Source organism: Paenibacillus sp. sgz302190, from assembly GCF_059820445.1.
Genome location: NZ_JBZYAO010000014.1, coordinates 47236 through 68471 on the forward strand (window position 1 = coordinate 47236; position 21236 = coordinate 68471).

Below are 21236 nucleotides of genomic sequence, written 5' to 3' on the forward strand. Positions count from 1 at the left end.
ATGTTGGTTTTCTTCACAAAATCCCGGAAACAAGCTTCTCATTCGCCTACTCTTGTGCTACATTATTAATGATTTGTAACACGATTGGAAAAGGATGGGGGAGCCGCGATGCCGAATGGCATATTTCAACAAAAAAGAAATTGGGCAGGGTACGCCGTCAGTGTTGTCCTGCTGCATATTATAGGATTGTTCGGGCTGTACAGCGTAGCCAAGGATCATCCTTCCTTTTGGGCGATCGGGCTGCTCGCTTACACGCTCGGCATGCGCCATGCTTTTGACGTCGACCATATTGCCGCTATCGATAACACCGTCCGCAAACTTCTCGAGCAAAAGAGCAATCCGCTGGGAGTCGGATTTTACTTCTCTCTCGGGCATTCCTCCGTCGTATTTTTGATGGCGATCGCGACTGCCTGGTCCGTTCAATGGGCGGCGCGCGAGCTGCCCTGGCTGCAGCGGGTCGGAGGCGTCATCGGGGCCTCGGTGTCCGGGGGCTTTTTGGTCATCATCGGTCTGCTGAATTTGATCATTCTGGTCAATTTGTTCCAGTTGTTCCGAAAATACCGCAAGGGCGAGCACAACGAGGACGAATTTGAAAAGCTGCTCGAATCGCGGGGACTCATCACCAGGCTGATCAAACCTTTCTTTTCCTTCATTAAAAGAAGCTGGCACGTTTACCCGCTGGGATTTCTCTTCGGGTTGGGTTTCGATACGGCCAGCGAAATTGCTCTGCTGGCGATTTCCGCGAGCGCGGCCAAAGAGGCGATGCCGTTCTTCGGCGTCATCTCGCTGCCGCTGCTCTTTGCGGCGGGGATGAGCCTTTTCGATACGGCGGACGGCATGTTCATGACCAAAGCGTACAGATGGGCTTTCACGACGCCGCTGCGCAAGCTGTATTACAACTTGACGGTCACGGCGGTAGCGGTTTTGGCCGCGCTGGTGATCGGGGCTGTCGAGCTGGGTCAGGTGCTGTCGGAGGAAGCGGGACTGGAGGGCGGCTTCTGGACATGGCTGCAGGAACTGGACTTCGGGATGCTCGGTTATATCCTCGTAGGCCTGTTCGTACTGGCTTGGGCGGTTTCCGTCACCATTTGGAAAGGACTGCGCATTGAGGAGCGCTGGGGCGCCAAGGTGTAATAAAAGTCGGCGGTATGCGGCGGAGCTGCAAAGCCCGCCGTTTTTTTGTGCCGGTGAACAATGGAATATGAATTTTTTATAAAGGAGATACAGAAAAAAGGATTTTGGCGAATTTCGTGGAATTTACAGATGGATTATTTCAGACACCACTCAAAAGAAAGTAGGACTTGTATGATTCAGTTTCAACGCATTTCCAAAGTGTATCCGAATGGGACCGTAGGTCTTAAGGATATCAATCTTACCATTCATCCCGGAGAATTCGTTGTCATTGTAGGTCTATCGGGCGCCGGCAAGTCAACGCTGCTCCGATCCATTAATCGTTTGCACGAAATTACGGACGGACAAATTTTAATTGACGGCAAATCCATCACCAAAGCTTCCGGCGCTGAACTTCGCCGCATGCGCAGAGATATCGGGATGATTTTCCAAACCTTTAACCTGGTCAAACGGTCTTCGGTGCTGCGCAACGTATTGTCGGGCCGTGTGGGCTACCATTCCACGCTCCGCACCGTACTTGGCCTGTTTCCGAAAGAAGATATAGAGCTTGCGCTCAAAGCGTTGGAACGGGTAAATATCCGGGAAAAAGCTTACTCGCGCGCCGATGAATTGTCCGGCGGTCAGCAGCAGCGCGTTTCCATTGCCCGGGCGCTCGCCCAGGAAGCCAAAATCATTCTCGCGGACGAGCCTGTCGCATCGCTGGACCCGCTCACAACGAGACAGGTGATGGACGACCTGAAGCGGATTAATCAGGAGCTCGGCATTACGACCGTTGTCAACTTGCACTTTATCGATTTAGCCCGGGAGTATGCGACCCGGATTATCGGCCTCAGAGCGGGGCAAGTCGTGTTTGACGGTCCTGTAGCCGAGGCGACGGATGCCAAATTCTCCGAAATTTACGGACGTGCGATCGAAAGAGACGAGCTGTTGGGGGGGCAGGGAGGATGAGCACCGGAACTATCGCAAAACCTTCCCGCATGAAGCTCTATCTGACTTTGGTCATCATGGTCGGGCTGCTGATTGCCAGTGCATACGGAACCGACGCTACGCTGACCAAGCTGATCACAGGTACGCCGCAAATTACTTCGTTTATAGGGGAAATGTTCCCGCCCGATTGGGCATTTTTTGCCGATATTTGGAAGCCGATGAGGGAAACGATCCAAATGTCCGTGCTCGGCACGCTGATCGGGGCATTGTTCGCTTTTCCGATGGCGCTGCTCGCCGCGCGCAACATAACCACGGTACCGTGGCTGTTTTACCCGGCCCGTCTCATTATGAATCTGATTCGTACGATTCCCGATTTGCTTTTCGCTTCGCTGTTTGCCGTTCTCGTCGGCTTCGGCCCTACGGCAGGTACGCTGGCGCTTATTTTTTTCACCTTCGGCATTTTGTCGAAGCTGGCGTATGAATCGACCGAGTCGATCGATCCGGGTCCGCTGGAGGCGATGACAGCCGTCGGCGCCAACAAGCTCAAGTTGATCCGCTTCGGTGTTCTCCCGCAGGTTGCGCCCACCTATTTGGCCCACCTGCTGTATACGTTTGAAGTCAGCATCCGGGCTTCAGCCATTCTCGGGCTGGTCGGAGCGGGCGGAATCGGCTTGCTGCTGAAAAACGTGCTCGATCTGTTCCGCTACGATCAAGCCTGCTCCATCGTCATTTATACGTTGATTATCGTCGTGCTGATCGACACCGTGAGCACGCGCATCCGCACTTACTTGCTGAAGGGCGGTAAAGGGCCGGTTTCGCCTTCCCGCTCACGTTGGAATACGGCGATAGGCTGGCTCGTTGTGTTCGGCCTGTTCATCTGGGCGCTGACCGGTCTGGAGTTGACCGGATTCCAGCCGACAACGTGGACTTTGACGAAATCGATGCTGAGCGGCTTGTTTCATCCCGACTGGTCGTACGTTTATATCCCCGAGGGAGAAGACTTGATCCGCACCTTGCTTGAGACGCTGGCCATTTCGTATCTGGGCAACTTCGTGTCGGCCGTCGTATGTCTTCCATTCGCCTTCTGGGCGGCGTCGAACATGGTCAAAAACCGCTTTCTTTCAGGCAGCGGCAAGCTGTTCCTGAGCGTCGTCAGAACGATTCCGGAAGTGATCATGGCGCTGATCTTTATTAAAGCCGTGGGCCCGAACGCGTTCGCCGGGGTTATGGCGCTGGGGCTTCACTCGGTAGGGATGCTCGGCAAGCTGTATGCCGAGGGCATCGAGAACATGGACATGGGCCCTGTGGAAGCGATGACGGCCGCAGGAGCGAACCGCTGGCAGACGATGGCGTTCGCCGTCATCCCGCAGGTCATACCCGAGTTCATCTCATACTCGCTGTACCGGTTCGAAATCAACGTCAGATCCGCGACGCTGCTCGGTATTATCGGTGCAGGGGGGATCGGTACGCCGCTCATCTTTGCGATCAATGCCCGCGGCTGGCCGCGCGTAGGTATCATTTTGATCGGGATTGTCGTCACCGTCTCGATTATCGATTATATATCCGGAGCGCTGCGCAAACGAATTGTGTGACCCGCCCCGAACGTTATGAAAAAGACGCCTCCATCACCACTTGCGAGTGGAATGGGGCGTCTTTTTTTGCAGAAACATTTATGTTTGCTGTTTGGCTTGGCAGTTGCGGCACATTCCCTGAAAATCAAGCCGGTGATCCAGCACCTTGAAGCGGAACTCCTGCGCCAGCCGCTCTTCAAGCGGCAGCAGCCAGTCGTCTTTGATTTCCTCGACGCTGCCGCATTTGACGCAAATCAAATGATGGTGATGGTGGGCCTGGCTTTCATTGCGCAGGTCAAAGCGGGCTACGCCGTCGCCGAAATTGATTTTTTCCACAATGTGCAGCTCGCTGAGCAGCTCCAGTGTCCGGTAAACGGTGGCGAGCCCGATTTCGGGAAATTTGCTCTTCACCAAAATATAGACGTCCTCCGCGCTCAAATGGTCGTCTTCGTTTTCGAGCAGCACCTGAACAGTCGCTTCGCGCTGAGGCGTCAATTTGAAGCCTTTGACGGTCAGCAGTTTTTTAATTTTATCAATCGCTGCGTTCATGGTTTGTTGTTCCATAAGGTTGGTTCCTTTCAGCTACTGAAAAGGATTTACTTTATAATAATTCTAAAACTATTATAAAGTTAAATAAGAAATGCTGTCAAAGCATTTTACTGCCAGCCTATCCTTATTCTACTTGATAAAAAGGATTTGCGCGAACATGGATTAAAAATTTTCCCGGAATCCGTAACGAATACCGTCATGAACTTGTCATATATTAGTAGAGAGGTGAAAAGTTGATGTTCGAATGGCTCATAATAGGTAAAGAAGAGGTCAAAATTACGTGCGGGAATAACACCCTCGTAGGCACTATCTCGAATTATTACAAAGCCTTCCAACTCATCAAAATCGACAATGTGCTAATTCCCGTCGAATGTATTCGGGAAATCGAGGTGCTGGATACGTCCGGTCCCGTTACGAATACGGCGGCAAGCCGCAGAAATACGCCAATCGATTTCTTCACCAAGAAGCTGGCACGGACTTAAGAAGCAGCAAAATGCCTCCACCAGACCTTTAGGTCCGGTAGGAGGCATTTTTGCTTGAACTGCGAATCCGGCTTATTTCAAGCCCATTTCTTTGTTAACATCGCGAACGATGTTGAATTTGGCATCGTCGGAAGCTACGTAGCCTTTGTGAGAGTATACGTCAAAAATAACTTTTTGGCCTTCAGGGTCGTTGCCGATCGCGATGAACGCGTCCTGAATTTTCTTTTTCCATGCTGCATCCATATCCGTACGAACGGCGATAGTGTCATTCGGGATTTTGTCGGAGTAGCCAAGCACGCGGGTTTGTTTGAAAATGTCCGGATAATCTTTAGTCATGTTGGCGCGGATATCCTGGAATACGCCTACAGCGTCAACTTGACCGTTGAGCAGAGCGATAACCGCTTTGTCGTGTCCTTGGAACTGAACGCCGGTTACATCTTTCACAGGATCTACGCCGGCTTTTTTCAACATATAGCCAGGATAGATGTAGCCTGCTGCGGAAGTAACGCCCTGCCAGCCCATTTTTTTGCCTTTCAAATCTTTCACTTCTTTGATCGGGGAATCCGCTTTTACAACGATCATAGCTTTGTAAAAATCTACGAGATCTTTCGTAGGCTGGCCTGTAGCATCGTCAACGCCAAGGCGGGTTGCTTGCGCAAGCAGGTCGGCCGCTTTGCGGGTGTCATGAGCAACGACGTAGTTGGACGGAGGAAGGAATCCGACATCTACTTGCTTGGAAGCCATTGCTTCGATAACCGTGTTATAATCTGTGGATACGGAAACTTTTACAGGGATGCCGAGTTTATCTGCGAGCAATTTTTCAAGTGGTCTTGCTTTTGCCTCAAGCGTTTCGGCGTTTTGGGACGGCACGAATTGCACTCTCAGCTCTTTAGGTACGAATCCTGCTGCTGCAGCTGCCGGCGAGGAAGAGGCTGCCGGTGAGGTTGATGCGGCAGTTGTGTTCTCTTTTTGTCCGCAACCTGCGATAGCCGCTGCCATTACCAGGGATAAACTAATTGCAGAAAACTTTTTTAACATTTGTTGACCTCCGATTAATTAATTTACAACTACTCTTGTAGTACTATAACATTAACACATCTGATATGGAAGATAGTGTGAAGTATTTGTTAAAGTGACAAAATTTCTGTAAAGGCACACAAAAACTAGAGATGCAGGAGTGGAAAAATGGAGAAGTTTGCTGACCGCAGGAGCTGTACGATTACGATTTTGGAGACTAGCGATTTGCATGGAAGTCTGCTGCCGATTCATTATGCCAATAATGGGCCCAACGAAGTAGGATTGGCGAAAATTGCGAGCTTGATTGCGGCCGAGCGCGGCAAAGAACAGCATGTGATCGTCATTGACAACGGCGATTTGATCCAAGGCACGCCGCTTGCCTATCATCATGCAAGGCTGGACAATACGCCGGTCAATCCGATGGTTCTCGGTCTGAACTATTTGAAGTATGATGCCGCCGTTCCGGGGAATCACGAATTTAACTACGGGCTTGACGTGCTGGACAAAGCGGTGAAGGAATCGGAATTCCCCTGGCTTTGCGCGACGATCGCCGATGAGGCGACAGGGCGGCCTTATTTTGGACAACCTTATATTGTCAAAGAAACACCGGAGGGTGTCCGCGTCGGAATTGTCGGATTAACGACACCGTATATCCCGAACTGGGAAAATCCCGACCATATTCGCGGTCTGGTGTTCGAAGATGCCGTCGCCAGCGCGGCCAAATGGGTAAAAACGCTTAGGGAAGAAGAGCGTGCCGATGTCGTCGTCGCTGCGTATCACGGCGGTTTCGAGCGCGATCTTGCGACCGGAGAGCCTACGGAGCCTCTGACGGGAGAAAATCAGGGATACCGGCTTTGTACGGAGGTCGAAGGCATCGACGTGCTTCTGACGGGGCACCAGCACCGCAGCCTTGCCGCAGTCGAGGTGGGCGGAGTCGTCATCGTTCAGCCCGGAAGTCTCGGCGCCGCGCTCGGCAAAGTGGAGCTGAAGCTGGAACAAAACGATAGCGGCACATGGAGCATTTTGTCCAAAAAGTCGGAATTGCTGTCCGTGCAAGGCGTCGACGCAGATGCGGGCGTTGTCGGATTGGCGGGCGAGTACGAGGCGAAGACGCAGAAATGGCTGGATCAGCCGATCGGCAAGCTGAAGGGCGATATGCTGGTCAAAGATCCGATGCAAATCAGGCTCCGGGACAGCGCGCTGATCGAATTCATCAACCGCGTGCAAATGGAGCTGTCAGGAGCGAAAATTTCCAATACGGCATTGTTTGACAATAGTTCGCCGGGGTTCCCTTCGGATATAACGATGAGAGATATCGTGTCGAACTATATTTATCCGAATACGCTGAAGGTCATTCGCATATCCGGTCAAGACATCAAGGATGCACTTGAACAATCCGCGGAATACTTCGAGCTCGCGCCGGACGGCCGGATCGGGATAAGCGCCAAATTCAGCGAGCCGAAGCCGCAGCATTACAACTATGACATGTGGGAAGGAATCGAGTACAAACTGAATATTTCCCGCCCGCCCGGCCAAAGAGTCGTCAAGCTTGACTATGAGGGCCGTCCGCTTGATATGGAGGCATCCTATAATGTAGTGATGAACAATTACCGGGCCGGCGGCGGGGGAAATTATACGATGTTCCAAAATAAACCCGTTGTGAAAGATATACCGACAGACGTTGCCGAACTGCTGGCTATTTATATTATGGAAAAAGGAACGATAGAGGCCTCATTAAATCATAACTGGGAAGTCGTTACCGAATAATTTACTTCTCTCGGACATATTCTCTGTCGCCGGTTCGCGGGTTGTAATAAACCCGGTAAGTAAAGCCGTCCTTCGGATCGATAAAAACTTCAGCCGTCCATACGAAACCGTTGGACGGCTGAGAATCGTCCGCGTTCGTCCTGCTTTTATAACGTTTGTCGTAGTAAGCCCAGCCCAGAAGGAAAAGAACGATAAATCCGATCAGCCAGATTCCGTAAAAGAATATGACGGGATACATCCCATTCATAACCTGCGCGTCCGGACCGCAGTGCCGTAAGCGACGATTTCGCTCATGTTCTGGCCGATGTCACCGCTGTCGAAACGCATCATCACGATCGCGTCCGCGCCCATCGCGGCGGCATTTTTCACCATGCGATCCATGGCTTGGCGCCGTCCGTCCTCAACCATCTGGGTGTACTGCGTCACTTCGCCGCCGACCAGCCCCTTGAGCGAAGCGAGGATGTCGCCGCCGATCCCTCTCGCCCGAACGACGACGCCGAACGTGCTTCCGAGCACCTCGGTAATTTCATGACCTGCAATGTTTTCTGTTGTAGCTACAATCATGCTTATCATCTCCTTGAGTGAAATATAGCTTGCTCTATCATTTTGTTGCGATATTATTAGCTTAGTACGTATTTTAACCGATGGGGGTTCCAAAATGAAAACAGTGGATTTATGGCCTGGCGTATCTTTTGAAGCCAGCGGAGAAATCAATGACGGGTGTCCGAGCTTGTCGCTCTACCCGGTCTCAGGGGAAGGCGCAAGCCCTGCAGTTATCGTCTGTCCCGGGGGCGGATACCGCAACCGCGCGTCCCACGAAGGCGAGCCGATCGCGCAGTGGTTGAACGGACTCGGGATTTCCGCATTTGTGCTGAATTACCGGGTCGCTCCCAATTACCATCCCGTGCCTATGCAGGAAGTGCTGCGGGCTATTCGCACAGTCCGGCATTATGCCGCCGAGTGGGGAATCGATCCCGGGCGCGTCGGTATTTTGGGCTTTTCCGCAGGAGGCCACCTGGCGTCTACGGCAGGAACGCATTACGACCTGGGCGATGCGCAGTCGGCCGATCCGATCGAAAGGCAGAGCAGCCGTCCTGATCTCATGGTACTGTGCTATCCGGTTATTACTTTTGGCGAATACACGCATCAAGGGTCGAAAACAAGCCTTCTGGGCGAGTCTCCCGATGAAGCGCTTGTCGAGCTGATGTCGGGCGAACGGCAAATTACCGAGGATACGCCACCGACCTTTTTGTGGCATACCGCCGATGATGCGGCCGTAGCCGTCGAGAACAGCATGCTGTTTGCCGCAGGTCTCAGCCGCAACAAAGTGCCTTTCGAGCTGCACGTGTTTGAAAGCGGTTCGCACGGGCTCGGTCTGGCGCAATCGCACCCCGAAGCCAAAGCCTGGCCGGAGCTTTGCGGCACGTGGCTGAAGAAGCAGGGCTTTTAACGGCGGGCGGGCCAGCCGCGGAGCGATAAACAGTGACCGTATGTGCATTATACGGTCACTCAGACTGTTGAAAAGCTCGCACGCGCCAGGGGGCAGCACACCTATTTGACAGCGCGGGGAAAACCTGCAAAAGTGCAGCTTTTGCTCGACGGATACACTGTCCGCGAAATATTCCTGCAAATGTGCAGGCTTTTCACCGCGAACACGGGCTCAGGTTCATTTTCATCAAAAATTCCTGCACAATCGCAGGCTTTTCGCCAAAATGAACCATTTTTGCGGAAAAAACCTGCACTTTCGCAGGTTTTATGGGTTGCCCCCAGGTCCTCTTCGGCGGACCTAATTCTCAACACTCTGAGTGACCATCGGGTCACTGTTTATTATGACCCATGGGACGCGTATAAAAACAGCGCGTCCCAATTACGCATGATTCGGATTCTCGCCAAGCTCGACCTTCGTCCCCCTGGCTAACTAACTCCCACCATCCCGACTAACTCCCACCACCCTCTGGCGATTTTGCAGATACGACAGAACGGCGCCCACCGAGAAGCACAGACCCACCGAGTCCCCCGCCACACGTACTAGCTTCCACCACCCTTTGGTGATTTTGCAGATACAACAGAACGGCGTTCACCGAGAAGCGCAGAACCCTCGATTCTCTAGCGTTTATGGAAATTCCCATCACCTTTGGCAAGCTAAATCCTACTCCCCCCTGGCTGACTAACTCCCACTACCCCTTGGCGATTTTGCAGATACGACAGAACGGCGTTCGCCGAGAAACAGCGTGCCCTCCACCGGGCCTTCCAATAAAGATTCGTTATAATGATTCTTTCGCTTGAGGAAAGTTTTGGTTTGTGAGTTAATGGAAGAGTAGCCGGCCGGCTGATTCCTCAGGAAAGGAGTGATCAAAGTGATTACAACAGCAGAGGTGGTCTCTGCGTAAGCAGAGGCAATCATTCACGGAGGCCGAAAGGCCTCCGCTATAATAAAGATTCGATCGCAAGTAGACAGAGTGAAGCTTTTAACATATAATAAAAATGTTACATTTTACTAATTCCAAGGTGAAAGGAGTGCAGTATACACATGAATACAGCAAACACAATGGTAGCAATGATGAATGCAGCGGCAGCCGCAGAGGTGCTCGTCTCTTAAACTGAATATCATTCGTGGAATAACCATTCACCTGATTATTGTATAATTGAATATACAAACAACAGGCACGATACGTTATCGTGTTTTTTTAATTCCTTTTTACAGAATGATAGGAGGTGCAGGGGCGATGAAAACTACCGCGGCAAATAAGGCGAATTCTTTTAAGATCGACATATTTGAGGAGGTTTTCATCCATGAGTTACAAGAACGGCAAGGACGTTCTTCCCCCTAGCCTATTAAAACAATTACAGGAGTACATCCAAGGTGAGATCATATACATTCCCAAAAAGGAGCAGAAACGCGCCGGATGGGGTGAAAATAACGGAACCCGGATTATTATCGAACGAAGAAACCGCGAGATTTTCCGGATGTACCAGAACGGATCGACAGTCATGGAGCTGATCAAAGTTTTCCATCTTTCGGAAGACAGCATCCGCAAAATTATTGTCAAAACCCGTGAATTGACTACAAATCAAGCGTAAAACAGCGACTAATGAGTTGCTGTTTTTTTTATTGACACTTTTTCGTGCAGTGCACGTACATGTATAGTAAATTTCATACCCTAGTTCGGCAAGGAGGGGTGTCTTATAGTTTCGGTTTTTGTTTACGGCACGCTTTTGGCAGGGGAGAGCAATCACCATGTAGCGGCACCGCATGTTTTGTCCGTTCAGCCGGGGGCAGTCCGGGGGCGTTTGTACGACGTTGGCGCTTATCCGGCTCTTGCGCTCTATGACGAACGGGAGGCTTTTTCAGAAGGGACGGTCGTCGGTGAGTGGCTGGAAGTGACCGAGGAGGGACTGAAGGCGATGGACATTTTGGAGGACTACTACGGACTTGGCGGGCAAAATGAATACGAACGCGTGTGGGTGACGGATATCAGCGGCCTTCGGGAAGGCTGGGTCTATGTTTGGAAAGATGTCACAGGACTTAAGGAAATTGCCGGCGGTTCGTGGAAAAAGTACAGGATAAAATGATATAATTGGCACGAATACATGTTATAAGGAGAGCATTCATGTCTGCGCATAAGATTTTGCTGGCTGACGATGAGGTGGCGCTGCGGTTTTTGCTCACGGAAACATTATCGGATGACGGCTACGAAATTACGGAGGTCGAAGATGGCCTGCAAGCGATCGACCGGCTGCAAAAGGAATCTTACGATTTAATTATTTTGGATTACATGATGCCCGAGCGAACCGGCGTCGAGGTATGTGAATGGCTGCGGAAAAGCGACAATGCCAACCGGAGCATTCCCGTGATTTTGCTTACCGCCAAGGCGCTCGACAAAGATAAGGAAAAGGCGAAGGCGGCCGGCGTCACAGCCTACATTGTGAAACCGTTCAGTCCGCTTCAATTGCTGGAGACGGTTGGACATTTGCTGAAAAACTGACACAGTATACGGGAGGACTTCATTCCTCAAAGATAAAGGGTGGTCGAACACGATGAACAACATCAATGAGGAACATGCGTCGGACAAAGATGCGAGAATTTTGCGGCAGGGCAGGAAGCTGTTCGTTCAAGAGCTCCATAAACAGTTGGACCAGATGGAGAAGCTGCTGCGTTTAATCCAAGTGCAGCCTGAATTTGATCCCGTGGCCAGGTTTTACCGGATTGCGCATACGCTTAAGGGCAGCGCGCCGATTTTTGGCTACCACCGGATCGGCAAGCTGGCGGAAGAGCTGGTGCACTGCTGGGAATGGAGCCAATCGATGACGAGCGAGAATGCGTCGTCCGTGATCATGCTGTCCCCCGTAGACGATAACATTGCATTTAGCCGGCGATCCCTGCTGCAGTTGAGCATGGAGCTTGATATTTGCGAGACGGAGCTTCAACTGGACGAACAGAAAAAGCCGGGAGGCGGCACGCTGCTCGGAACGTTAAAGAGCCGTCTTCTGCTCGTCGACGACGATGAAGTGCTGCGTTCTTATTTGACCCGCCGTTTGCAGCTTGACGAATGTATCGTCGATGAAGCGTCGGACGTTGAATCGGCCAAGAGGCTGCTGCGCGAGCATAACTATGATTTGGTGACGCTGGATTTGCTCATGTACCCGCAATCCGGATATGAGCTGTTTGAATATTTGAAAGAAGATCCGACGTTGAAGTGGCTCCCGCTCATTGTTCTTTCCGGGCGCGACGACTTGAATGACAAAGTCCGCTGCTTTCATCTCGGGGCCGACGATTACGTAACAAAGCCTTTTCAGTATGAGGAGTTGGCGGCGCGGATCTACAGTATTTTGAAAAGGACGAAAAATTTCGAGCAGCTCGCATTTCGCGATCCTTTGACAGGCGCGTTCAACCGCCGTTATTTCGATCTGCAGATCGGTTTGGAGCTGCAACGACTTGAGCGGTATCCGGCGCCGATTTCGCTTGCTTTTATCGATATCGACCGCTTCAAATCGATTAACGATACGTACGGGCACCATGTCGGAGATCTGGTGCTTCAGGGATTGGCGCATTTGCTGCAGGTGAATCTGCGGTCAACCGACTTGCTCGCGCGTTTCGGCGGCGAGGAGTTTGTCATCGCTATGCCGGGTGCTTCAGCCGGGCAAGCGGTACAAGCTTTGGAGCACGTTTTGGACAAAGTGCGGCAAAATCCCGTCGCCCAAAATGAAGGGCAGACGTTCTCCATTACTTTTTCCGCAGGCATAGCGGAATGGCAGCCAGGCATGGCCATGGAGGAGTGGATCGACCGGGCGGACAATGCGATGTACCAGGCGAAGCAGCAGGGCAGGAATCGCGTTGTCGCCGCCCGGGATGCGGAAGCAACGGACCGCGAATCCAAGCCCGCGCCCGACGCTCCAGCCAGAAAGAAGCTGCTTATCGTTGACGACGATCACATTTTGCGCTCGATTTTGACGTCTCACTTGGAGCATTTGCCTATAGATATTACGCTTGCTTCGGATGGCGAAGCTGCTTACCGGATGCTGCTGGAGAAATCGTTCGATGCTTGCATTTTGGATGGAATGATGCCCAAAATAGACGGTTTCAACTTGCTGGAGCAGCTTAAAACGAATCCCGTTCTGTCGCAGCGACACATGAAAGTGCTGATGCTTTCCGGGAAAAAGCGGGAAGACGATTTGCTCAAAGGCTACCATATGGGCGCCGATGACTATATGACCAAGCCGTTCTCTTTGGTGGAATTGGAAATACGGGTTCGCCGCTTAATGAAGCTGCCGTAAATAAGGGGATGGGAGCCGAGCCCGTTCCTTTTTTGCTGCAATAAAAGTTTGCCTGGAGAGGAGGCTTCACTCTATGTCCGATAAAGATGCGTTAGTCCGCTTCGGGATTTCGATGCCGCAGTCGTTGATCGAACAATACGATCAATTGATCGCCTTGCAGGGCTACGACAATCGTTCGGAAGCGATACGGGACCTCGTGCGCAAAGCTTTGCTCGTAAACAGCTCCATGCAGGAGGAGGAAACGGTGGCGGGCACGATTGTAATGGTCTACGATCATCACGTGAGCGACCTGCCGATTACGCTGACAGAGCTTCAACACGATTATCATCATGAGATTATTTCCACCATGCATATTCATTTGAATCATCAGCAGTGTCTTGAAATTCTTGTCGTTCGGGGAAAAGTACGTCTGCTCCGGACGCTTCAACAGCGCATTCAGGTTCTTAAAGGAGTCAGTTATGCGGAATTGTCGGTCACGCATGTAGACGAGGCGCATGGACACGGTTCGTAGTCATGCCGGTTTTTTGATAGAATCGAGAGTAGGAGGTGCCGGAAGTGTCGGGAAAATATTTTACTTTGCAGCAGGCGAATGAGCTGTTGCCTGCAATCGACAAGGAACTGCGGGCCGTACAAGCGTTGAAACGGCAATTCGAGGATAAATACCGGGCGCTTCGCCAAAGCAAGGAGGAGTACTCGGGAGAGCAGCTTGGGGATGGAGAAGATCCGTTCTTTTTTATGGAAGCGGAACTGGAATTCATTCAGATCGAGGCGCGGGGACATATTCAAGGGTTTCAGCTCAAGGGAGTGGAACTGAAGGACATCGATATGGGACTCGTTGATTTCCCGGCTTTGATCGACGGCGAAGAAGTGCTTTTGTGCTGGCGGCAGGGAGAAGAAAGCATCCGCTATTATCATAGTAGGCAAGATGGATTCGCCGGCCGCAAGCCCATTTCGGAATAGAGGTTGAATGATGATAAGAAATCGTTATAACCGGCTTGCCAAGCTTCGGCTGGCGGTCGTTTTGCTGGCATTCGCAGCGGTTATTCTGGGGATGATTTCCACCCCTCAGAAGGCACTGGCCCATGCCTCGCTGGTACAAGCCGTACCGGAAGCAAACAGTACGCTGAAGGATTCGCCCGCCCAAATATCCGTTACGTTCAATGAACGACTGGATGAGGGGCTCTTTTACATCAAGGTGCTCAACAGCAAAGGCAGCGAAGTTACCAAAAGCAAGGCGGTCATGAACCCGGAGCACACCGGTATGGTCCTTGCGCTGCCGAAGCTTTCCGAAGGCGTCTATTTGGTCAGTTATCATGTGATTTCGGAGGACGGCCACCCGGTTGGGGGCAGCTATCCGATCACGGTCGGCAATCCGCCGCAAGAGGAAAAGCTTCAGCTTCCGGCGGGTCAGGTCAACCATCAGCATGAGTTTACCGGTTCGTGGAGCAACAAGATTATGATTCAATACGCGGTTCGCGGGCTGTGGTATTTGGCCGTGCTGGCGCTGGCAGGTTGGGTCGTTTGGTTAAGGATCGACCGCAGAGGGGGAGCCGAAGCGCGGAAATCTTTATCCGCCTGGACATTGAATTTGCAGCGGGCCCAAGTGCTTGCGCTGCTGCTGCTAATTTTTACGCATATCGAGGATCTGTTGGGCGGCGGAGGAGCGGAGGAGCTGTGGCAGCTGTTCAGCGCGACGAGTATCGGGATCAGCTGGCTGCTGCTGCTGGTGCTCTCATGTTTAGGTTTTGCGATCGTGGGCAGGCTGGCCTGGCTTGATATATTGTGGGCGCTCGCCCTGCTGGCCGCCAAAAGCTTCAGCGGCCATGCCGCGTCCTTTTCACCGGTCAGCGCAACGGTTACGCTGGATTTTATTCATTTGGCGGCCGCGGCGCTTTGGGCCGGCGGGCTGCTGCTCCTGCTCGTCAAGTGGCGCAAACGCAGCGAAGAGACGCCTGATTTTGTGAAAGCATTCTCGAAAATGGCTTTCGTGTCGATCATCGTTCTTACATTGACAGGCGCGGCATCGATTCTATTGTTTTTGCCCGGTTTGCACTACTTGCTTTACACGACATGGGGAATTTTGATGCTCGTGAAAATCGGGGCGGTCCTGCTGGTCATTGTCGCCGGAATCTTAATCCGCATGTATGTGCGCAAGCGGAAGGCCCCGCAGGCTTACTTGTGGGTGAAAATCGATTTCGCCTTGATGGCGGTTATCGTGATTTTGGTCGGGCTGATTACCTACATGGCTCCCATCCCTTCCAATCAGCCTTTGGTGTGGCACGTTATGGGGGACAAGGTGCACATGTCCGCCGGCATTAGCCCGAAGGCGCAGGGAGCGAACGCTTTTGAAACGAAGGTGTTTCTTCCGGAGAAGGCGGGCAAGCCAAAGCAGGTGCAAATGATTCTGCATTATACGGACGATACGGATATCGCTCCGATTCAAATTCCTTTGCAGCCTTTTGCCGATGAGAAGCAGGAGGAGTCTTACGGTTTTGTCAAATATAGCTACACAGCTTCGGGCGCATACTTGCCTTTCCGTGGCAACTGGGATTTGGAAGTCAGAGTAATGGACATGGAAGATAACGAAACCGTGTACCATAAGGATTTTATCGTGTACTAGAAAAAACGGCCCTTTTGCCAGAGGGCCGTTTTCGTTTTGGGCGGCTGCAGCGATTGCTTTACAGCCTTATTGTTTCCACGCTTGCGGGTGATTGTCGCTGATCAGCTCGACGGCGCTTGCATTGGCGGCAACCTGCTCAGGGTTTTTGCAGCCCGGGATGACGGCGGTCACGGCCGGGTGCTTGAGGCACCATGCAAGCGCCCATTTGGCCATATCCATGCCCGCGGGAACCTCTTCCTGCCGGATGCGCTGCACTTCTTCCAGCTTCAACCGCGTGCTCTCCTGATCGTGGCGGTGCCGAACGTCCGTCGTATCGAAAACGGCGCCGGGCTTGTATTTGCCGCTAAGATATCCGCTGGCGAGCGGCACCCGGGCCAAAACGCCCAAATCCTGGCGCTCGCAGGATGGGAATACTTGCTCTTCCGGCACGCGGTCGAGCCGGTTGTAAACGACCTGGATCGCCTGCGAGTTGACCTTGGTCGACGCGTCCGTTTGGTGGATGTTGGCATTGCTGCCGATCGAGGTGCCCAAATGGCGTATTTTGCCGGCTTGAATTTGCTTGTCCAGCGTCGTCCACAGCTCGTCGTTGTCGAATGCGGCGTCCGGACCGGAATGGAATTGGTATAAATCTATGTAGTCGGTCCGCAGCGCTTTGAGCGAAGCGTCCAACTGCTTCACAACATCTCCGGCGGAGTAATCGTCGGTTCTGGTGAACCGTTCGTGGAAGTGATGTCCGAACTTGGTCGCTACGACCCAATCCTCACGCTTGCGCCGTGACAAATAGTCGCCTATGAACGATTCGGACAAGTGATCGCCGTAACACTCCGCCGTATCGATCAAGTTGATGCCGAGTTCGGCCGCCTTATCCAGAATAGCGTCGGCTTCCGCCTGCGTGAACTCCAGTCCCCATTCTCCACCGAACTGCCAGGTGCCTACGCCTATGATGGAAACCTTTAAATCCGTTTTTCCGAGTCTGCGGTATTTCATTTCGACCACTCTCCTTATAAGGGTATCCAAATTCATTAAACGACAAAGCGAATGCCGTGTCAAAAACAACGCTTTCTTTAACATTTTTATGTCAGATTAATGTTTGCCGGGCTGCTATCGTTTACAGTAAGACTTATCATGTTCACAAAGGAGAGAGCCATGAAGAAAAAGCTACTGTCCCTCGTCAAAGAGTGGGTGCCCAGCATCGCTTTTGCGGTGGTCCTCGCGCTGTTCGTCAATACGTACGTGGCCCAGGCGATGAGCGTCCCTACCGGGTCGATGCTGCCGACCATACAGCTGCAGGACGAGCTGGTTGTCGAGAAAATGAAGCCGCTCACCCATTTTGAATTCGGCGACATCGTCGTGTTCTGGCCTCCTCTGCCGGACAATAAGGACCGTTATGTGAAACGGCTTATCGGCTTGCCGGGTGATACGATCGAAGTGAAGGGCGGCGCTTTGTACCGCAACGGGGCAAAGGTGGACGAGCCGTATGTGAAAGAAGCGATGAATTATACGTTTGACAAAGTGACCGTACCTGCGGGCGAATATTTTTTCCTCGGCGATAACCGGAACGACAGCTACGATTCGCATTTGTGGCCGACGCCTTTTGTGCCGGAAAAAGACATTATCGGCAAAGCCGTATTCCGGCTTCTTCCGCTTAATCATATGGGCAAAATCGAATAAAACCCAAAAAGCTCCCTTCCGGCGGAATCCGGTTGGGAGCTTTTTTTATTAGGCGGGCTCGGGAGCCGCCGCCTCCGTTTTTTTGGATTTTGGGTTGGAAATTTTGATCGGGCCGATAAAGAAAGTAACGACGGCGCCCAGCAGCACGAAAACCAATCCGTAAAAAAATACTTGGTGAAGCGAAGCGACAAGCGCATTTTTGATAATCGGCAGCAAATTGTCCACGAATTCTTTAGGCATCTTGGCCAGCGTCTCGGGGCTGAGCAGCGAAGAATACAGCCCTTGCGGATTCGTATGGATCATCGAGGTCAACTGGCCGGCCATTTGGCCGGATTGCGCAGGCAGCTGTTTGATGACGGGAATTAAGTTGTCTTCAAGCAGCACTGTCGATTTATGATTCATAATTGCGCCGAGAATCGTCATCCCGAACGTACCGCCGATTTGCCGGAAAAACTGGCTCGAAGACGTTACGACCCCAAGCTCGGATTTGGGGAAGCTTTCTTGCAGCGCGAGTGTAAGAATCGGCATAACAAGCCCCATGCCAAGACCCAGAATAAGCATGTAGCCGGAAGCGGTCAGTTTGGTCGTATCCATGCCCATCGTGCCGAGCAGCAGGAAACCGGCCGCCATAATGATCATTCCGATCAGCATCTGTCTGCGCACGCCGACTTTGTGAATGAACTGCCCGGAAACCATGCTCGCGATAATCATGGTGATCATCATCGGCGTCATCACGGTGCCGGAAGCGGAGGCGCTGATGCCGACGATGCCCTGCATGAACAAAGGGACGAACATGATCGCGCCGAACATGCCGACGTACATCAGAAACCCGACGCCGTTGATCGTTGTGAACGTCCTGTTCTTGAACAGGCGGACGGGAAGGATCGGCTCTTCGGCCCTGTTTTCGATAAAGGCGAAGGCGGTTAGCGATACGACGGCAATGGCGAACAGGCCGATAATTTGCCAGGAAGCCCAGGCGTAATCTTTGCCGCCGAAAGTTAAAGCGAGCAGCAGGCTGACGACGCCGATAATCATGGTGACGATGCCGGGCACGTCGAATTTTACATTGCCGGCAGCTTTGTGCTTAGGCAAAGCGATCGCGATCAAAACAGTAGCGAGAATACCTACGGGAAGGTTGATGTAAAAGACCCAGCGCCAGCTCAGGGAGTCTACGATCCAGCCGCCGACCTGCGGGCCGATTACGGTCGCCAGTCCGAAGATCGCACCGAAGACGCCCTGCCATTTGGCCCGCTGCTTGCCGCTGAACAAATCCCCAATAATAATCATCGCCATCGGCATCATAATGCCGCCGCCGATTCCTTGCAAGCCGCGGAACCAGATCAGTTCCGTCATATTTTGAGCCATTCCGCACAGGGCGGAGGCGCCGATAAAAATAATCAGCCCGGTCACATAGACGACGCGGCGGCCGATCAGGTCAGCCAGCTTGCCCGCGATCGGCACGACGACCGTCGAGGTCAGCATATACGCAGTCGTCAGCCAGGCCATCAGGCCGAGACCGCCGAACTCCCCGACGATGCGCGGCATCGCGGTGCCCACGATCGTTCCGTCCAACGCCCCGAAAAGCATGGCGATGATCAAGCCTGTCAACAAAAGGCCGCGGTTTTTCACGGCCGGCGATGCGGATTCTTCAAGCGGACCGGATGTCTTCGTATGATTGTTTTCCACTCTACTCACTCCTTGTTTTCTATGCCTCAGACTGTTACGGCGAAGTATGAAGCGATTTTTTCAAATGACTTGACGAAAATGTCAAGCTCTTCAGACGAGAGCTGCGATAAAGCTTGCGCCGAGACTTCCTTGTGAACTTCCATCGCTTTTTGCACGATTTGGTCGCCCGACTCGGTCAGTTCGACAAGCACAATACGGCGGTCCGTTTCGTGATGTTTTCGAATGACGTAACCGTTTTGAACCAGCCGGTCGATCATCACTGTAATCGCGCTGGGCTTGACGCCTAATTTGTCCGAAAGCTGGGTTTGCTTGATGAGGCCTTCTTTTTTAATGATAAAAAGCATGAAATACTGAGGCCCCGTAATATCAAAATCCAGCTTCGAAAGTACGGCATGGCCCAATTTGCGGTGAGTCATTTCGAAAGCGGTCCGAAACCGGTCCGTATATGCGTGAATGGACTCGTCCATAGCAGTCCTCCTTTATTATAATGCTTAAATTTTAGATGATATAATATTTAAATTATTTAAATAAACTATAAGCCGCTTCGCAGCATATGTCAAACCTTTTAACTCGATTATGAAGAATGCCCACTTGCATATAAGGCGTATCTTGCATATAATTACTCATAAATATACGAGTAAATGCTTTGACGGAGAAGAGTACGCAGTGCTTCTTGACAGGGAGGGAAAGCCGAAGATTGAGAGCTTGCCCCGGGAATCAGGCTGCCGAAGTTCGCTCCCGAGCAGTCTTTTGAACAGGTTGGGGCTTATGGAGCCACGGCCTCAGTAGAGAGAACCGGACGGTTCGTCCGTTATCCGCAATGAAGTGAGATTCGGCTTGTGCATAGCAAGTCCGGGTCTAATTAGGGTGGTACCACGGCTTTTTCGTCCCTTGTCCGGGGATGGAAAGCCTTTTTGTGTTTTTATTAAAGGTTCTGCGTTTGAGGGACTAATTTCAGGAGGGATTTCGATGAAAGAGCGGTTAGAGGCTTTAAAGCAGGAAGCGCTGCAAGAGCTCGGAAGCGTTCAGAGCCAGCAGGAACTGAACGACCTGCGAATCAAATATTTGGGCAAAAAAGGACCGTTAACGGAAATTTTGCGCGGTATGGGCGCATTGAGCGCTGAAGAGCGCCCTGTCATCGGACAGGTTGCCAACGATGTCCGCGCGGCCATTGAAAGCGTAATTGAACAAAAACAAGCGGCCTACCTGCAGCAGGAAACCGACAACCGTCTCCGCGCCGAGACGATCGACGTCACATTGCCGGGCCGTCCGTCGCAGCAAGGTGCCGTTCATCCTTTGAACAAAGTTATTCAGGATATTGAGGACATCTTCATCGGGATGGGCTATACCGTGGCGGAAGGTCCGGAAGTGGAACAGGATTACTACAACTTTGAAGCGCTGAATTTGCCGAAAGATCATCCGGCCCGGGATATGCAGGATTCCTTCTATATTACGGAAGAAATTCTTATGCGCACTCAGACCTCCCCCGTGCAAGTCCGCACCATGGAAAAACGAAAGGGCGAAGTGCCGATCAAAATTATTTGCCCGGGCAAAGTGTACCGCCGCGACGATGACGATGCGACCCATTCGCACATGTTTACGCAAATTGAGGGTCTTGTGATCGACCGGAATATCCGGATGAGCGACTTGAAAGGAACGCTGCTGCAGTTCGTTCAGGAAATGTACGGCAAGCAGACCAAAATCCGTCTGCGTCCGAGCTTTTTCCCGTTCACGGAGCCGAGCGTCGAGGTGGACGTAAGCTGTGCCATGTGCGGCGGCGCAGGATGCAGAACGTGCAAGCAAACCGGCTGGCTTGAAATTCTTGGCGCCGGCATGGTGCACCCGAGAGTACTTGAAATGGGCGGATACGATCCGAAGGAGTACAGCGGATTTGCCTTTGGCATGGGCGTTGAACGGATCGCCATGCTGAAATACGGCATCGAGGACATTCGCCATTTTTATACGAACGACTTGCGTTTCTTGAAGCAATTCTTGCACGTGTAGGCATAAAGTGAAACTTATGCTTGCCATGCAAATTTT

Annotated in this window: 22 protein-coding genes; 15 read left to right on the forward strand and 7 right to left on the reverse strand. The window is 52.1% G+C overall.

Translation table 11 applies throughout. The features are described 5' to 3' along the window. Positions 1-108 precede the first annotated feature (108 nt). The 3 genes from AC6RNO_RS17025 (at position 109) to phnE (ending at position 3650) form a co-directional block, all read left to right on the forward strand. Positions 109-1134: a HoxN/HupN/NixA family nickel/cobalt transporter gene (locus AC6RNO_RS17025; RefSeq protein ID WP_474685138.1), complete on the forward strand. Its 1026-nt coding sequence runs from the start codon at positions 109-111 to the stop codon at positions 1132-1134. A 171-nt stretch (positions 1135-1305) separates the two neighbouring features. Next, on the forward strand, positions 1306-2079 hold the full coding sequence (gene phnC / locus AC6RNO_RS17030) for a phosphonate ABC transporter ATP-binding protein (RefSeq protein ID WP_497106149.1): 774 nt from the start codon (positions 1306-1308) through the stop codon (positions 2077-2079). 29 nt (positions 2080-2108) lie between these two features. Then, positions 2109-3650, forward strand: a complete 1542-nt coding sequence (gene phnE / locus AC6RNO_RS17035; protein WP_497106210.1) for a phosphonate ABC transporter, permease protein PhnE — start codon at positions 2109-2111, stop codon at positions 3648-3650. A gap of 78 nt (positions 3651-3728) precedes the next feature. Here the strand turns inward: phnE and fur are convergent, their stop codons facing one another. Further along, positions 3729-4178 carry a ferric iron uptake transcriptional regulator gene (fur, locus tag AC6RNO_RS17040; RefSeq protein ID WP_474685179.1) on the reverse strand — a complete coding sequence of 150 codons (450 nt, stop codon included), beginning with the start codon at positions 4176-4178 and terminating at the stop codon, positions 3729-3731. A gap of 236 nt (positions 4179-4414) precedes the next feature. Between fur and AC6RNO_RS17045 the strand changes: the two genes are divergently transcribed. Then, positions 4415-4660, forward strand: a complete 246-nt coding sequence (locus AC6RNO_RS17045; protein WP_474685135.1) for a hypothetical protein — start codon at positions 4415-4417, stop codon at positions 4658-4660. Positions 4661-4732: 72 nt separating this feature from the next. Here the strand turns inward: AC6RNO_RS17045 and AC6RNO_RS17050 are convergent, their stop codons facing one another. Beyond that, positions 4733-5698, reverse strand: coding sequence for a phosphate/phosphite/phosphonate ABC transporter substrate-binding protein (locus AC6RNO_RS17050; protein ID WP_497106150.1), 966 nt, complete (start codon positions 5696-5698; stop codon positions 4733-4735). A 147-nt stretch (positions 5699-5845) separates the two neighbouring features. On the opposite strand from AC6RNO_RS17050, the gene AC6RNO_RS17055 reads away from it, so the two are divergent. Then, positions 5846-7444 (forward strand): bifunctional metallophosphatase/5'-nucleotidase, encoded by a 1599-nt coding sequence (locus tag AC6RNO_RS17055; protein WP_474685133.1) that lies wholly within the window; start codon positions 5846-5848, stop codon positions 7442-7444. Position 7445: 1 nt separating this feature from the next. On the opposite strand, the gene AC6RNO_RS17060 is transcribed toward AC6RNO_RS17055, so the two are convergent. Both AC6RNO_RS17060 and AC6RNO_RS17065 read right to left on the reverse strand, forming a co-directional pair. Next, positions 7446-7691: an HD family phosphohydrolase gene (locus AC6RNO_RS17060; protein WP_474685132.1), complete on the reverse strand. Its 246-nt coding sequence runs from the start codon at positions 7689-7691 to the stop codon at positions 7446-7448. After that, a complete protein-coding gene (locus AC6RNO_RS17065; RefSeq protein ID WP_474685131.1) occupies positions 7688-8008 on the reverse strand; it encodes a YbjQ family protein in 321 nt (106 codons plus the stop codon). The genes AC6RNO_RS17060 and AC6RNO_RS17065 overlap by 4 nt, the downstream gene beginning before the upstream one ends. A gap of 94 nt (positions 8009-8102) precedes the next feature. Here AC6RNO_RS17065 and AC6RNO_RS17070 point away from each other — a divergent pair, with 94 nt between their 5' ends. The 8 genes from AC6RNO_RS17070 to AC6RNO_RS17105 all read left to right on the forward strand — a co-directional run bounded on the left by AC6RNO_RS17070 (position 8103) and on the right by AC6RNO_RS17105 (position 15839). Further along, a complete protein-coding gene (locus AC6RNO_RS17070) occupies positions 8103-8894 on the forward strand; it encodes an alpha/beta hydrolase (protein WP_474685130.1) in 792 nt (263 codons plus the stop codon). A 1343-nt stretch (positions 8895-10237) separates the two neighbouring features. After that, on the forward strand, positions 10238-10525 hold the full coding sequence (locus AC6RNO_RS17075; RefSeq protein WP_474685129.1) for a CD3324 family protein: 288 nt from the start codon (positions 10238-10240) through the stop codon (positions 10523-10525). 105 nt (positions 10526-10630) lie between these two features. Further along, the gene (locus tag AC6RNO_RS17080; RefSeq protein WP_497106211.1) at positions 10631-11017 is read left to right on the forward strand and encodes a gamma-glutamylcyclotransferase; all 387 of its coding nucleotides are present in this window, start codon (positions 10631-10633) and stop codon (positions 11015-11017) included. Between the two features lie 38 nt (positions 11018-11055). After that, positions 11056-11430, forward strand: a complete 375-nt coding sequence (locus AC6RNO_RS17085) for a response regulator (RefSeq protein WP_474685128.1) — start codon at positions 11056-11058, stop codon at positions 11428-11430. A 52-nt stretch (positions 11431-11482) separates the two neighbouring features. Then, on the forward strand, positions 11483-13219 hold the full coding sequence (locus tag AC6RNO_RS17090) for a diguanylate cyclase (protein ID WP_497106151.1): 1737 nt from the start codon (positions 11483-11485) through the stop codon (positions 13217-13219). A 73-nt stretch (positions 13220-13292) separates the two neighbouring features. Beyond that, on the forward strand, positions 13293-13730 hold the full coding sequence (gene nikR / locus AC6RNO_RS17095) for a nickel-responsive transcriptional regulator NikR (RefSeq protein WP_474685126.1): 438 nt from the start codon (positions 13293-13295) through the stop codon (positions 13728-13730). A 44-nt stretch (positions 13731-13774) separates the two neighbouring features. Further along, complete coding sequence (locus tag AC6RNO_RS17100) at positions 13775-14179, forward strand: DUF2203 domain-containing protein (protein WP_474685125.1); 405 nt, start codon at positions 13775-13777, stop codon at positions 14177-14179. 7 nt (positions 14180-14186) lie between these two features. Then, positions 14187-15839, forward strand: coding sequence for a copper resistance protein CopC (locus tag AC6RNO_RS17105; protein ID WP_497106152.1), 1653 nt, complete (start codon positions 14187-14189; stop codon positions 15837-15839). 66 nt (positions 15840-15905) lie between these two features. Here AC6RNO_RS17105 and AC6RNO_RS17110 read toward each other — a convergent pair whose 3' ends face one another. Next, the gene (locus tag AC6RNO_RS17110; protein ID WP_497106153.1) at positions 15906-16826 is read right to left on the reverse strand and encodes an aldo/keto reductase; all 921 of its coding nucleotides are present in this window, start codon (positions 16824-16826) and stop codon (positions 15906-15908) included. Positions 16827-16985: 159 nt separating this feature from the next. On the opposite strand from AC6RNO_RS17110, the gene lepB reads away from it, so the two are divergent. Continuing rightward, the gene (gene lepB / locus AC6RNO_RS17115; RefSeq protein ID WP_474685122.1) at positions 16986-17510 is read left to right on the forward strand and encodes a signal peptidase I; all 525 of its coding nucleotides are present in this window, start codon (positions 16986-16988) and stop codon (positions 17508-17510) included. Positions 17511-17558: 48 nt separating this feature from the next. Here lepB and AC6RNO_RS17120 read toward each other — a convergent pair whose 3' ends face one another. After that, entirely contained in the window at positions 17559-19097 is a 1539-nt protein-coding gene (locus AC6RNO_RS17120) for a DHA2 family efflux MFS transporter permease subunit (RefSeq protein WP_497106212.1), read from the reverse strand. Between the two features lie 125 nt (positions 19098-19222). Then, entirely contained in the window at positions 19223-19663 is a 441-nt protein-coding gene (locus AC6RNO_RS17125; RefSeq protein ID WP_497106154.1) for a MarR family transcriptional regulator, read from the reverse strand. Between the two features lie 502 nt (positions 19664-20165). Here AC6RNO_RS17125 and pheS point away from each other — a divergent pair. Further along, positions 20166-21200, forward strand: a complete 1035-nt coding sequence (pheS, locus tag AC6RNO_RS17130; protein ID WP_474685120.1) for a phenylalanine--tRNA ligase subunit alpha — start codon at positions 20166-20168, stop codon at positions 21198-21200. Positions 21201-21236: the final 36 nt, after the last annotated feature.

What these genes read in the sequence shown, in the direction of transcription:
- AC6RNO_RS17085 (WP_474685128.1), top strand. Translation starts at nt 11,056, where the DNA reads ATGTCTGCGCATAAGATTTTGCTGGCTGACGATGAGGTGGCGCTGCGG.
- AC6RNO_RS17105 (WP_497106152.1), top strand. Translation starts at nt 14,187, where the DNA reads ATGATGATAAGAAATCGTTATAACCGGCTTGCCAAGCTTCGGCTGGCG.
- fur (WP_474685179.1), bottom strand. Translation starts at nt 4,178, where the DNA reads ATGAACGCAGCGATTGATAAAATTAAAAAACTGCTGACCGTCAAAGGC.
- AC6RNO_RS17070 (WP_474685130.1), top strand. Translation starts at nt 8,103, where the DNA reads ATGAAAACAGTGGATTTATGGCCTGGCGTATCTTTTGAAGCCAGCGGA.
- nikR (WP_474685126.1), top strand. Translation starts at nt 13,293, where the DNA reads ATGTCCGATAAAGATGCGTTAGTCCGCTTCGGGATTTCGATGCCGCAG.
- phnE (WP_497106210.1), top strand. Translation starts at nt 2,109, where the DNA reads ATGAAGCTCTATCTGACTTTGGTCATCATGGTCGGGCTGCTGATTGCC.
- AC6RNO_RS17060 (WP_474685132.1), bottom strand. Translation starts at nt 7,691, where the DNA reads ATGAATGGGATGTATCCCGTCATATTCTTTTACGGAATCTGGCTGATC.
- AC6RNO_RS17125 (WP_497106154.1), bottom strand. Translation starts at nt 19,663, where the DNA reads ATGGACGAGTCCATTCACGCATATACGGACCGGTTTCGGACCGCTTTC.
- AC6RNO_RS17055 (WP_474685133.1), top strand. Translation starts at nt 5,846, where the DNA reads ATGGAGAAGTTTGCTGACCGCAGGAGCTGTACGATTACGATTTTGGAG.
- AC6RNO_RS17075 (WP_474685129.1), top strand. Translation starts at nt 10,238, where the DNA reads ATGAGTTACAAGAACGGCAAGGACGTTCTTCCCCCTAGCCTATTAAAA.
- phnC (WP_497106149.1), top strand. Translation starts at nt 1,306, where the DNA reads ATGATTCAGTTTCAACGCATTTCCAAAGTGTATCCGAATGGGACCGTA.
- AC6RNO_RS17050 (WP_497106150.1), bottom strand. Translation starts at nt 5,698, where the DNA reads ATGTTAAAAAAGTTTTCTGCAATTAGTTTATCCCTGGTAATGGCAGCG.
- AC6RNO_RS17090 (WP_497106151.1), top strand. Translation starts at nt 11,483, where the DNA reads ATGAACAACATCAATGAGGAACATGCGTCGGACAAAGATGCGAGAATT.
- AC6RNO_RS17065 (WP_474685131.1), bottom strand. Translation starts at nt 8,008, where the DNA reads ATGATTGTAGCTACAACAGAAAACATTGCAGGTCATGAAATTACCGAG.
- lepB (WP_474685122.1), top strand. Translation starts at nt 16,986, where the DNA reads ATGAAGAAAAAGCTACTGTCCCTCGTCAAAGAGTGGGTGCCCAGCATC.
- AC6RNO_RS17045 (WP_474685135.1), top strand. Translation starts at nt 4,415, where the DNA reads ATGTTCGAATGGCTCATAATAGGTAAAGAAGAGGTCAAAATTACGTGC.
- AC6RNO_RS17110 (WP_497106153.1), bottom strand. Translation starts at nt 16,826, where the DNA reads ATGAAATACCGCAGACTCGGAAAAACGGATTTAAAGGTTTCCATCATA.
- AC6RNO_RS17025 (WP_474685138.1), top strand. Translation starts at nt 109, where the DNA reads ATGCCGAATGGCATATTTCAACAAAAAAGAAATTGGGCAGGGTACGCC.
- pheS (WP_474685120.1), top strand. Translation starts at nt 20,166, where the DNA reads ATGAAAGAGCGGTTAGAGGCTTTAAAGCAGGAAGCGCTGCAAGAGCTC.
- AC6RNO_RS17120 (WP_497106212.1), bottom strand. Translation starts at nt 19,097, where the DNA reads ATGCTTTTCGGGGCGTTGGACGGAACGATCGTGGGCACCGCGATGCCG.